General features: G+C 64.8%; 12 protein-coding genes. 8 read left to right on the forward strand and 4 right to left on the reverse strand.

Annotated elements, in window-relative coordinates; translation table 11 throughout:
- The first annotated feature begins 31 nt into the window (after positions 1 to 31).
- On the forward strand, positions 32 to 838 hold the full coding sequence (locus V3H18_RS12665; RefSeq protein WP_332082435.1) for a class I SAM-dependent methyltransferase: 807 nt from the start codon (positions 32 to 34) through the stop codon (positions 836 to 838).
- Positions 839 to 851: 13 nt separating this feature from the next.
- On the opposite strand, the gene V3H18_RS12670 is transcribed toward V3H18_RS12665, so the two are convergent.
- The 4 genes from V3H18_RS12670 to V3H18_RS12685 all read right to left on the reverse strand — a co-directional run bounded on the left by V3H18_RS12670 (position 852) and on the right by V3H18_RS12685 (position 3245).
- Positions 852 to 1460 (reverse strand): TPM domain-containing protein, encoded by a 609-nt coding sequence (locus V3H18_RS12670; protein WP_332082436.1) that lies wholly within the window; start codon positions 1458 to 1460, stop codon positions 852 to 854.
- Entirely contained in the window at positions 1460 to 2284 is an 825-nt protein-coding gene (locus V3H18_RS12675) for a TPM domain-containing protein (protein ID WP_332082437.1), read from the reverse strand. Before V3H18_RS12675 ends, V3H18_RS12670 begins: the two co-directional genes overlap by 1 nt.
- A 1-nt stretch (position 2285) precedes the next feature.
- Complete coding sequence (locus V3H18_RS12680; RefSeq protein ID WP_332082438.1) at positions 2286 to 2690, reverse strand: Fur family transcriptional regulator; 405 nt, start codon at positions 2688 to 2690, stop codon at positions 2286 to 2288.
- A gap of 69 nt (positions 2691 to 2759) precedes the next feature.
- Positions 2760 to 3245, reverse strand: coding sequence for a hypothetical protein (locus V3H18_RS12685; RefSeq protein ID WP_332082439.1), 486 nt, complete (start codon positions 3243 to 3245; stop codon positions 2760 to 2762).
- Between the two features lie 82 nt (positions 3246 to 3327).
- Between V3H18_RS12685 and V3H18_RS12690 the strand changes: the two genes are divergently transcribed.
- From V3H18_RS12690 to V3H18_RS12720, 7 genes are all read left to right on the forward strand, one after another.
- Positions 3328 to 4584 carry an argininosuccinate synthase gene (locus tag V3H18_RS12690; protein WP_332082440.1) on the forward strand — a complete coding sequence of 419 codons (1257 nt, stop codon included), beginning with the start codon at positions 3328 to 3330 and terminating at the stop codon, positions 4582 to 4584.
- Positions 4585 to 4652: 68 nt separating this feature from the next.
- Positions 4653 to 4850: a hypothetical protein gene (locus tag V3H18_RS12695; RefSeq protein WP_332082441.1), complete on the forward strand. Its 198-nt coding sequence runs from the start codon at positions 4653 to 4655 to the stop codon at positions 4848 to 4850.
- The gene (locus tag V3H18_RS12700) at positions 4828 to 5505 is read left to right on the forward strand and encodes a Fic family protein (RefSeq protein ID WP_332082442.1); all 678 of its coding nucleotides are present in this window, start codon (positions 4828 to 4830) and stop codon (positions 5503 to 5505) included. The genes V3H18_RS12695 and V3H18_RS12700 overlap by 23 nt, the downstream gene beginning before the upstream one ends.
- A gap of 12 nt (positions 5506 to 5517) precedes the next feature.
- On the forward strand, positions 5518 to 6621 hold the full coding sequence (locus V3H18_RS12705) for a lysine-2,3-aminomutase-like protein (protein ID WP_332082443.1): 1104 nt from the start codon (positions 5518 to 5520) through the stop codon (positions 6619 to 6621).
- A 65-nt stretch (positions 6622 to 6686) separates the two neighbouring features.
- Entirely contained in the window at positions 6687 to 9353 is a 2667-nt protein-coding gene (locus V3H18_RS12710; protein WP_332082444.1) for a DUF3772 domain-containing protein, read from the forward strand.
- Positions 9354 to 9540: 187 nt separating this feature from the next.
- The gene (locus tag V3H18_RS12715) at positions 9541 to 9945 is read left to right on the forward strand and encodes a CAP domain-containing protein (RefSeq protein WP_332082445.1); all 405 of its coding nucleotides are present in this window, start codon (positions 9541 to 9543) and stop codon (positions 9943 to 9945) included.
- A gap of 379 nt (positions 9946 to 10324) precedes the next feature.
- The coding region (locus tag V3H18_RS12720; protein ID WP_332082446.1) for a DUF2336 domain-containing protein at positions 10325 to 11262 on the forward strand (938 nt) is incomplete at its 3' end.

Below are 11262 nucleotides of genomic sequence, written 5' to 3' on the forward strand. Positions count from 1 at the left end.
CTCCTCCTCCATAAATTTTCGAGGCGAATCCATGGCCAAGATCGCCCCTAATCTGACCGGCGTGCCGGAAACCATGCTGTGGACGCTGCATAATCGCGCGGGCGAAGCCAGGCGCCTCGACGGGATCCTTCGCGATCCGAAGGTCGTGGAAATTTATGACGCGCTCGACTACGACTATGAGGGAAGCTTTGGAAAGGCCGAGCCTACCCACGCCATTCGCGCCGTCTTTTTCGACAAAGAGCTGCGCGCTTTCCTGAAGGATCATCCCGACGGCGTGATCGTCAATCTTGGAGAAGGCCTCGAAACGCAACGGTTTCGCGTCGAGGGCGACGAAGCGCTGTGGCTCAGCGTCGATCTGCCCGAGGCCATCGCCATACGCGAACGCTTCATCGCGCCGGACGAGCGGCATCGGCATCTCGTCATGAGCGCGCTCGATCGAACCTGGTTCGACGCGGTTCCGGGCGGCCGCGCGGTCTATATCACCGCGCAAGGCCTGCTGATGTATCTCGCGCCGGAGGACGTCGAAAGCCTGCTGCGCGACATCGCGGCGCGCTTTCCGAAAGCGCGATTTTGTTTCGATCACATCCCGGAATGGCTCTCGAAGAAGACAATCAAGGGATGGAAAAAAGGCCGTGATTACTTCACGCCGAAAATGCCTTGGGGGATCAACCAATGCGATGTTGCGCCGACTTTGCGGAAATGGGTCGCCGTGGAGCGCGTCGAAACCTTTCCCTACAGATTCGAGCGCGGATTGCAGGCGTTGATCTACAATGGCCTGATGGGCGTCGAATGGACGCGCAATCGCAGTCCCGGCATGACCCGCTTGCGGTTCGTCTGACAAGTCGTCGCGGCTATATGACGTAAATTTTGTCCGGCAGTTCGTCATTGCTTGCGCCCGGCGGCGCGTGTTGCGCGAGGAGCCGCGCGCATTCCTCGATCGCCGCGATAAAGCCGTCGGCGACGCGCTCTTCGCGCATATCGGCGAGCAGCGCATCAAGCGCGCGGCCCCATTCCTCATTGGCGATTTTCGCCGCCAGGGCCTCGTCGGCGATAATGCGCGCATAGCGTTCCGCGCAGGAGACGAAGATGAGCACGCCGGTGCGCCCCTTCGTGGAGGCGACGCCGCGCGAAAAGAATTGTTCGATCGCGGCGCGCGAGGCGGCTTCGCGCTTGACGATTCGCGGCGTCAGCAGGAAACGCATCGACCCCGACGAGACGATCAGCGCGGAGATAACGAAGATCGCGATCTGCGCGGCGTAAATTTCGCGCGCGGCGAGATGGGTGAAAAGCGTCAGCGGCCAGGGCGAGACGAGCGCGATGAAGGCCGCCCAGAGCGGCGGCACATAGGCGTAATCGGAAGAACGACGCGCCAGCACGCAGACGATTTCCGCATTCGTCGTCGCCTCGGCGCGGCGGATCGCCTCGGCGATGCGCTCATAGTCTTGCGTCGTGAGCCGCATCACCAGTCTCCCGAGGCGCCGCCGCCGCCCGACGACCCGCCGCCGCCAGAAAATCCGCCGCCGTCGCCAAAGCCGCCGCCGCCGCTCCAACTCCCGCCGCCCCATGAATCGCCGCCGCCCCAGGGGTCGCCGCCGGGCGGCAGGATAATGATTGGCGGCCCGCCGCGCCCATAGCGTGTTGGGCGGCCGCGCGCGCTCCGCGCCATCCAGATGAAGATGAAAATGAACAGCGCGAAGAAAATGAGCGGAAAGAGCTGGTCGAAGAGCGTGAGCCGCGGTTCGCGCGCGCGTTTCGTCCATTCGGCGGAGTCGCCGCTGAGGACCTCGATGATCCCTTCGACCCCGCGCTCGACGCCCGCGCCATAGTCGCCGGCCTTGAAGCGCGGCGCGACCGCGCTCGTGAGGATGATCTTGGAAAGCGCGTCGGTAAGCGTCCCCTCAAGCCCATAGCCGACCTCGATGCGCATCTTGCGGTCATTGGGCGCGACGAGAAAGAGAACGCCATTGTTCTTCTTCGCTTCGCCGAGCTTCCAGGCGCGAAAAAGCCCATTGGCGTAGGTCTCTATATCCGTCCCATCGAGCGATTTGACCGAGGCGACAACGAGTTGAATGCCGGATTTGTCTTCGAGCTCCTTGAGCTTCGGTTCGATCGCCGCGCGCGTCGCCGGCGGAATGACGTTCGCTTCGTCGACGATGCGCCCCGTCAGCGGCGGAAAATTCAGCACGGCGAAGGCGAATGTCGCAACAAGAAAAAAGAAGAGCGGACCGGCGAGCCACGCGCCGCCATTCCTGAAGCGCGGCTTCAAAATGGCGGCGCCCCCCATGTCATTCGCCCGCGCAGCGGGCGCAGCGCCCGGCGATTTCGACCACCCGGCTGCGGGCGTTGAAATGCGCCGCGCCGACGAGCGCCGCGAGCTCGCGGGCGAAGCCGGGCGAGGTGGCCTCCTTCACCTCGCCGCACTGCTCGCAGATCAGAAAGACGACCGGCTCCTCCGAGTCATGGGCGTGGCCGCAGGCGACGAAGGCGTTTTTCGAGGCGAGCCGATGCGCGAGGCCATTGTCCATGAGATAGCCGAGCGCGCGATAGACCGAGACGGGCGCGGGACGCTTGCCTTCGGAGCCGGCCATGAGATCGATCATCTCATAGGCGCCGACCGGCCGGTTGGCCTCGGCGAGAATGTCGAAAGCGCGCCGCCTTGCCGGGGTCAGGCCGGCGATCTTGGCTTTCATGGCGGCGTCTTTCGTTTGGCGGCTCGTCATGATGCTTAGTGTAAGGGTCTCGCCGCCGAAAAACGAGGCCTATCGTTTCGCGCAGGCGGCGGCGAACTTCTGAATTTTATCCGAGCCCCCTGCGAGGGGCGCGGAATGTTTGGCCGCGCCGACGGCGAGATCGAGCGTTCCGCCAGCGGCCATCGCCGCGAAAATCGGGTCCTTGGCGGGGAGCCGCCCTTCGAAGCTCGGCACGCCCGCCTCTTCGTTCGGCATGAGCTTGCCGGCGGCCTTCGCCTTTATTCCGCCCACAGTCAGAAGCGCGGTCGCCTTCTCGCCGGCTTTAAGCTTGTCGCTCGTTTCGGATATCCAGATTTTCGCCACGCCGCTTTCCGGCGCGCAGGTGAAGCTTACGACGCTATCGTCGGACTCGGGCGTCCCATAGCCGAGATAGATGCTGTCGGCGTTCTTGTCCTCGAGACCGCCGAGTATCCACGCGCGCGCATCCGGTTCGGCGCGCGCGCCCGAAAACGCGGCGAGCAGCAGCGCGCCCGCAAGGGCCGGTTTCCTTTTCATTCCTCTCCTCCCGGGCGACCTTGCGCTCTCCCGCGCGGCGCCTATAGTCCCGCGCGCAACGCCCGCCGAACCAGAGCCCATTATGACCCGCGCCAATAAAGACTTCAAAAAGAAAGACATCAAAAAAGTCGTCCTCGCCTATTCCGGCGGGCTAGACACCTCCATCATCCTGAAATGGCTGCAGACGACCTATGGCGCGGAAGTCGTCACCTTCACCGCGGACCTCGGCCAGGGCGAGGAGCTTGGCCCCGCGCGCGACAAGGCGCTGCTCCTGGGCGTCAAGCCCGAAAATATCTTCATCGAAGATTTGCGCGAGGAATTCGTCCGCGATTACGTCTTTCCGATGTTTCGCGCCAACGCCCAATATGAGGGGCTCTATCTTCTCGGCACCTCGATCGCGCGCCCGCTCATCGCCAAGAAGCAGATCGACATCGCGCGCCAGACCGGTGCCGACGCGGTTTGCCACGGCGCGACCGGCAAGGGCAATGATCAGGTGCGGTTCGAACTCGGCTATTATGCGCTGGAGCCCGACATTACCGTGATCGCGCCCTGGCGCGAATGGGATTTCGCCTCGCGCGGCGATCTCCTCGCCTTCGCCGAAGCGAACCAGATTCCGATCGCCAAGGACAAGCGCGGCGAGGCGCCGTTCTCGACCGACGCCAATCTTCTGCACACCTCTTCCGAAGGCAAGGTGCTTGAAGATCCGAGTGAGGAGACGCCCGATTACGTCTATTCGCGCACCGGCAATCCCGAGGATGCGCCCAACGAAGCGCAATATATCGCGATCGACTTCGAGAAGGGCGACGCCGTGGCGATCGACGGCGTAGCGCTTTCGCCTGCTACGCTGCTCGCGAAGCTCAATGATCTCGGGCGTCTGCATGGCGTCGGCCGTCTCGATCTCGTCGAGAACCGTTTCGTCGGCATGAAGTCGCGCGGCATGTATGAGACGCCGGGCGGGACCATTCTGCTCGTCGCGCATCGCGGCGTTGAGAGCCTGACGCTCGACCGCGGCGCGGCGCATCTCAAGGACGAACTGATGCCGCGCTACGCTGAGCTCATCTACAACGGCTTCTGGTTTTCGCCCGAGCGCGAGATGCTGCAGGCGGCGATCGACAAGAGCCAGGAGCATGTGACCGGCCGCGTGCGGATCAAGCTCTATAAGGGCTCGGCGACGCTCGTCGGCCGCGAGAGTCCCTGGTCGCTTTACGATCAGGATCTCGTGACTTTCGAAGAAGGCGGCACCTACGACCAGCGCGACGCGGAAGGCTTCATCAAGCTTAACGCGCTGCGGCTGCGCACGCTGGCGAAGCGCGCCGCGCGCGGAGCGAAGCAGGGGTGAAGGCGGCCCTTTTGGGCGATTCCCTATCCTGAGCAAATCCGCTAATGTAGCTCTTGGAAGGTGATAGGATGCAGGAAGAACTGTCCAAACTTCTTGAAGCAGCCAAAAAGGCGACGATGTCGCCGGCGGAGAAAGAGGCTCAGCGTCGTAGCTTTGCCTATGGCAATACGGCTTTTGAAAATCCTCTCATCACCCGGGAGATGATCGACCGCGAGGCGGAGAAGCTTGCGGGCGGCGTCAAGAATGACCGGCCAAGAGAAGGATAATTTGCGCCGCCACAGCGTCGCGGGTCAGCCGGACCTTATTATCGATCCGGCGGCGCGAGCGGAAGCTGAAGCCCGAAACGGCCTCAAGCAATTTGACCTTGGACTGCGAATTATCGAGGACGCCCTCGCCAAGGGCGTGGATTTTCGCTGGCGCCCTTCGACCATTCTGGCCCTGCATCGCGAAGCGTTGAGCGGCATTAGCGAATTTGCCGGCAATTGGCGGCCAGCGAGCGTGGGTATCGAAGGCAGCGTTCACGAGCCTGTGGGCGCACATCTCGTGCCGGAATATGTTGAAGAACTTTGCGATTATCTCAAGGATCATAAATATGACAGAACTCCCATTCACCTTTCGGCCTATGCCATGTGGCGGTTGAATTGGATTCACCCTTTCTCCGATGGCAATGGGCGCACTTCGAGGATTTTTTCCTATGTCGTTCTTTGCGTTTCGCTAGGCTTCGCGCTGCGTGGTTCCAACACCATACCCGATCAGATCGTCGCCAACCGTCGCCCCTATTTTGATGCGCTGGAGAAAGCGGACGCCGCATGCAAGGGCGGGCGTGTTGACGTCTCCGAAATGGAATCGCTTTTGAAACGCTTGCTGGCTGTCCAATTGACAAGCGTCTTCGATCGGGCGACCGGCGAAAATTCGCTTTAGGGCGCGTCGCTATTGAAACGTCATCAACAAGCTCTGGCGGCGAACTTCAACGAGCCATCGCGCACGCTCACATCCCTCGACGATCTCGTAGCGGCCGGCTTGCTCAGCGCCGATCGCGCGCGAGGCCTTCATCATGTCGCGGCGCGCTATAGCGTCGCCGTCACGCCCGACGTCGCCGCGCTGATCGACGCCGCCGATCCGGCGGATGCGATCGCGCGCCAATTTCTTCCCGACCCGCGCGAAGCCGCGACGTCGCCAGGGGAATTGTCTGACCCCATCGGCGACGACGCCCATTCGCCGCTGCCGGGCCTCGTCCATCGCTATCCCGACCGCGTGCTCTTGAAGCTTCTGTCCGTGTGTCCCGTCTATTGCCGCTTCTGTTTTCGCCGCGAGACGGTGGGGCGCGGCAAGGGCGATATCCTTCCCGAAACCGAGGTCGCGGCGGCGCTCGACTATGTCGCCGCCAATCCGCAAATTTTCGAAGTTATCCTGACCGGCGGCGACCCGATGATGCTTTCCGCGCGTCGTCTCGCTTCCGTCTCGCGCCGCCTTGCGCAAATTCCGCATGTGCGGCTGTTGCGCGTCCATACGCGCGCGCCGACCGCCGCGCCCGACCTCGTGACGCAAGAGAAGCTCGCGGCGCTTAGTGAAAGCGGCAAGGCGCTTTACGTCGCGCTTCATGTCAATCACGCGCGCGAACTCACCGACGCCGCCCGCCCCGCGATCGCCCGCCTGCGCGCGTCGGGCGCCGTCCTGCTGTCGCAGACGGTGCTGCTCAAAGGCGTCAATGACGACGCTGACGTTCTAGATCGCTTGATGCGCGAATTGGCGCTCCTCGGCGTCAAGCCCTATTATCTGCACCATCCCGACCTCGCGCCGGGAACCGCGCATTTTCGCCTGAGCCTTGAGGCAGGCAGGCGCCTTTACGAAGAACTGGCGCGCCGCCTGACCAGCGTCGCGCTGCCGGCTTATGCGCTCGATATTCCCGGCGGCTTCGGCAAGGCGCGAGTCGCCGAAGGCGCCGCGCGGCCGGACGGGGCGGGGGGCTGGCTCATCCGCGACCGCGCGGGCGTCTGGCGGCCCTATCGCGATCAATTGGAAGCGCCGCAAGATTGACGCGATTCGCCGGCTTTCTCGACGCCGCCTCCCTCGTCCGCCGCGGCGGGATGCAAGGATAGCATGTGCGCAAACTGATTATTCTTCTTGCTCTTCTCATCGCGGCGTCCGCCGCAGGCTTCGCGCGCGCGGACGAGGAGCCGACATCGATCGAACAGCGCAACCTGCAGCTCGACAGGGCGCGCGCCACGCTCGACGACGCGCAGAAGGCGCTGGAGGATCCCAATCTTTCCGACGCGACCCTGCGCGCTTTGCGCGCGCGCGTCGATACGCTGACGCATGAGCTGGAAGAAGCGATCGACAAGCTGACGCCGCGCGTCGCCGCGATCGAAGCGCGACTCAAAGAGCTTGCGCCCGCCGCCAAGCCGCAGGACGCGCCCAAGGAGCCGCCAAAGGTCGTCGAAAAACCTGAGCCGCAGAAGCCGACCGTAAAGCCCGCCGGCAAGAGCGGGACGGAAAAGCCCTCGACCGCGAAGGGCGCGCCGAACGTCAAACCAGAAGCCGACCCCGCGCAGCCTCGGGCCCCGCCCGAACCGGAGGCGCAGACGCCGGATGGCGTGGCGCGCGCCAGCGCCGACGCCGAACTCGACGACCAGCGCCGTCTTTACGACGCCATGGACGCCTCGCTGAAACGCGCTCGCGCCATGCTGCTCGAAGCGCGGCAGCTCTCCGCCGCCATCGTCGCGCGCCAGCGCGCGCTTTTCGCCAGGACGCTGTTCCTGCGCAGCAGCAGCCTGTTCTCGCTGACGCTGTGGCGCGGCGCGCTCGATGACGTTCCCGCCGTGCTGCAAGATTCCGCGGCGTTTTTTTCCGGTCGCGCCGCCAATGTCGTAAGCCGCATGGGCGGCCGCCGGGCAGAATTCGTCGCCGTTCTTCTCGCCATTTTCATCGCTTTTCCGATTGCCCTGGCGTTGTCCCGCCGCGTCGCGCGGCGTTCCGACGAAGAGGCCGAGCCGACGCCGTTGCGCAAGGCGGCGAGCGCCGGGTGGATGGCGCTCGTCCTCGCGGCGGCGCCGATCGCCGCGATCGTGGCGTTGACCCTCGCCTTTGACGGTTTCGATCTCATCGACGCCACCCTGGAGCCTATTTGGCGGCGCTTCGTCGAGGGCGTCGCGCGCGTCGCCTTCGTCTACGCCATCGCCCGCGCCGTCTTCTCGCCGGCGCATCCGCAATGGCGACTGGTCGATCCGGGCGACAGGCTGGCGCGCCTTGCGACGCAGCTTGTCACGCTCGCGGCCTTCGTTCTCGCGCTCGCGCGCTTTCTGGAGCAGATCGAGGAAACGGCGCAAGCGAGCCTGCCCCTCGTGATCGTCACGCGCGGCGCCGGCGTCATGATCGTCGCCGCGCTGATCGTCGTCGCGATTCTCAATCTGCCGCGCCGCGCCAGCGCCGAGGAGGACGAAGCCGTGGCGACGCCGCAAGGCCGCGACTGGCTCGCGGTTACGCGCGTCTTCGGGGTCCTCACGGTGCTCGCGCTGGTCGGCGCCTGCGCGGCGGGCTATGTCACCTTCGCCAATTTCGTCATCCTGCAAATCGGCTGGCTCGCGGCGACGGCGGCGATCCTTTATGTCGTCGTCACGCTCGCGCAGGGCGGCGTGGAGGCGGCCTTCGCGCCGGCAAGTTTTCTTGGCCGCAATATGATCAGCGGGCTTAGCTTGCGCCGCGAGCAACTCGCGCCGCTCGCGGTGCTGCTCTCGGGCGTCGTGACGCTTTTATGCTTCATCGTCGCCGCGCTGGTGGCGATGGCGCCGTTCGGTTTCAAGTCTGGCGATTTCCTCGCCACGATCCGTTCGGCCTTCTTCTCGTTCAAAATCGGCGACGTGACCATTTCGCCGTCGGGCGTGCTGGTCGCGCTGCTGCTTTTCGCCGCGACTCTCGCCGCGATTCAGGGACTGCGCCATTGGCTCGATACGCGCTTGCTGCCCTTGACGCGGCTCGATTCCGGGCTGCGCAATTCGATCAGCGCGACGCTCGGCTATGCCGGCTTCATCCTCGCGGCGTCCTTCGCCTTGTCCTATGTTGGGCTTGGCCTCCAAAAGCTCGCGATCGTCGCCGGCGCGCTGTCGGTCGGCATCGGCTTCGGCCTGCAGTCGATCGTCAATAATTTCGTCTCCGGCCTCATTCTGCTCTGGGAGCGCGCCATAAGGGTCGGAGACTGGGTCGTGCTCGGCGACGAACAGGGCTATGTCAAACGCATCAATGTGCGCTCGACGGAGATCGAGACCTTCGATCGCGCCACGATGATCGTGCCGAACTCCAATCTTGTCGCGGGCGTCGTCAAGAACTGGCTGCGCGGCGACAAGGTTGGACGCATCAAGATCGCGCTTGCGCCGCCTTCCACCGTCGATCCCGAAGCGATGCGCGACATTCTGCTCGCGGCGGCGCGCGCGCAGGAGGGCGTGCTGCGCATTCCCGCCCCGCAGGTGATGTTCCTCGGGATGGAGGCGAGTGTCTTCAGATTCGAACTCTGGTGTTATGTCGAGGATGTCGAGAAGTCCGCGCGCGTGCGCAGCGACCTCCATTTCGATCTTTACCGGCGTCTGGGAGCAGCCGGCGTCAAAATGACGGCGGAGGCCGCGCCGACAGTCGTGCAGATTCCCGATTTCGACAAATTCGCCGCGGCGGCCGTCGCGAGCGCGCTGGCGGTCGAAGCCAATATTTTTTCGGAGAAGCGCGCCGAGGCTGAAACGGAAGCGGGAGAGGCCAAACCCGATTCCGCCGCCGCCGAATAGAAGCGGGGGCTCCGCCCATTCGTCGCGATCGGCGGCGTTCATTCTTTCTCAAGCAAAAGAGGACGAGATGCGCGGCATGTCAAAAGCGTTTCTTCGCGCCGCCGCGGCTTGCGCGCCTCTTCTCCTTTTTTCCGGCTGTAGCGGGACTTCGCCGCCCGCTTCCGTCGCCGAGCAGGGAGAGCCGGCGATGTATCGCTCGCTCGCCTCCGGCGAGGCGCGCGTCGACGCCGTCGCCGCGCAAGAGATGATTTCTCTCTACCGGCGCAATAATGGGCTTGGCGCGCTGACCCTCGACGATGGCCTGCAAAGGGTCGCCGAGGCGCAAGCGCGAGACATGGCGCGAAGCGGCGATCTCTCCGCGCGCGGCGCGCTTTCCGGGAGGCTCGCGGCGGCCGGCGTGAAAGCTTCGGCGGCGGAGGAGAACGTCTCCGCCGGCTATCATACGCTCGCCGAAGCTTTTTCGGGCTGGCGGGACTCGAAGCCCCATAATGCGCGAATGCTCGATCGGCGGGTGACGCGCATGGGCCTCGCCACGGCCTATGCGCCGGGCGCGAAATACAAGGTCTATTGGGCTCTGGTGCTCGCCGATTGACGATTTAGCAGCGGGCGCCGCCCCGGCGTTTGCGCGGCCCCGACCCGCCGCGCGTCTTTTGCGCCGATTTGCTCAATCGCGCGGCGAACGCGTCGTCCATGCGCATATAACGCACGCCAAGAAAGAACAGGATTTGCGCCTCGCCCGATGGCGTCTCGCTGCTTTTCCGCGCGCGCCGCGCGCGCGTTCGAAACGCGATGACCTGCCCCATGGCGCACTCTCCGCAACTCGTCCGGCCCATGATGAATCAACGATCGCCAGGCGATTAGGGGTTGGCGAGGGTTAATGTTCCGTCAACGACCCGTCGATAGATTATCGGAGAATGTAGCGTATGGGTTTGAGCGGCGCGTCGATGGTTGGCGGAAAAGAACAGCGACGTATGGTCGACGCCTCGCTTCTTCGCGCGGTTGTCGATCAATTCGTCGGGCGGACGATGCATCCTCCCGGCGACGTGAAGCAACTCGAACAGCTTGCGCTCGGCTTCATCGACATTCTCGACTCCGAAACGGTCGCGCGCGTCGCGCTGCCGCTCTGCTTCCATCCGGAAACGCCGCAGACGATCTTCGCCCGTCTTTTCGACAAGGGCGGCGCGGCGGCGGCGCTCGCCTTTCAATTCGCGCCTTTCGTCGCGCCGCGCGACATGATCGCGACCGCCGAGCATGGCCCTATCGCCTTCGCGGCGGCGATCGCGCGCCGGCGGGTTCTCGATCGAGAAACGGTGGCCGCGCTCGCCTCGCGCAGCGAGCCGGAGATTTTGCGCGCGCTCGCCGGCAATCTCTCGGCGCATCTCGACGCCGGCTCAAGGCGCGCCCTGGTTCTCGCCGCGCGCGACGATGCGACGCTCGCGCGCATGCTGCTCGATCGCGACGATCTCGACATCGATCCCGAACCGCTGTTCCTCGCCGCAACGCGGCTGGAGCGCAAGGCCATCGTGCTGACCGCCTGCCGGCGCGCGCTAACGAGCGGGACAGCGGAGACGCCGCGCCGCGCCGACGCCGCCTTTGTCGCGCGCCTGGAGGAGGCCGCGCTCCGCCGCGACCGCGACGCCATGGCCGGGCTTCTCGCGGATGCGCTCGATTGCCGTAAGGATCGCGCGCGCGCGCTCGTCGCCGATTCCCATGGCGAGGCTTTGGCGCTCGCCTTGAGCGTCATCGGCGTTTCAATCGAACAGGCGACGCATATTCTCCAGGGCGTCGCGCCGGCGAAAGCGCAGAACCCCGAAGCGGCGGGCGCGCTCGCGGCGCTGATGCGTTCGACGCCGCAACGCGCGGCGGCGCGTCTTGTTGGCGCCATTGTCGGCGCGGCGCGGGCGGAGCA

This window comes from Methylocystis borbori, assembly GCF_036576025.1.
Classification (GTDB): Bacteria; Pseudomonadota; Alphaproteobacteria; order Rhizobiales; family Beijerinckiaceae; genus Methylocystis; species Methylocystis borbori.

Excerpts from the sequence above, each read along its gene's own strand:
- V3H18_RS12665 (WP_332082435.1), top strand. The coding sequence starts at position 32 with ATGGCCAAGATCGCCCCTAATCTGACCGGCGTGCCGGAAACCATGCTG.
- V3H18_RS12670 (WP_332082436.1), bottom strand. The coding sequence starts at position 1,460 with ATGCGGCTCACGACGCAAGACTATGAGCGCATCGCCGAGGCGATCCGC.
- V3H18_RS12675 (WP_332082437.1), bottom strand. The coding sequence starts at position 2,284 with ATGGGGGGCGCCGCCATTTTGAAGCCGCGCTTCAGGAATGGCGGCGCG.
- V3H18_RS12680 (WP_332082438.1), bottom strand. The coding sequence starts at position 2,690 with ATGAAAGCCAAGATCGCCGGCCTGACCCCGGCAAGGCGGCGCGCTTTC.
- V3H18_RS12685 (WP_332082439.1), bottom strand. The coding sequence starts at position 3,245 with ATGAAAAGGAAACCGGCCCTTGCGGGCGCGCTGCTGCTCGCCGCGTTT.
- V3H18_RS12690 (WP_332082440.1), top strand. The coding sequence starts at position 3,328 with ATGACCCGCGCCAATAAAGACTTCAAAAAGAAAGACATCAAAAAAGTC.
- V3H18_RS12695 (WP_332082441.1), top strand. The coding sequence starts at position 4,653 with ATGCAGGAAGAACTGTCCAAACTTCTTGAAGCAGCCAAAAAGGCGACG.
- V3H18_RS12700 (WP_332082442.1), top strand. The coding sequence starts at position 4,828 with ATGACCGGCCAAGAGAAGGATAATTTGCGCCGCCACAGCGTCGCGGGT.
- V3H18_RS12715 (WP_332082445.1), top strand. The coding sequence starts at position 9,541 with ATGTATCGCTCGCTCGCCTCCGGCGAGGCGCGCGTCGACGCCGTCGCC.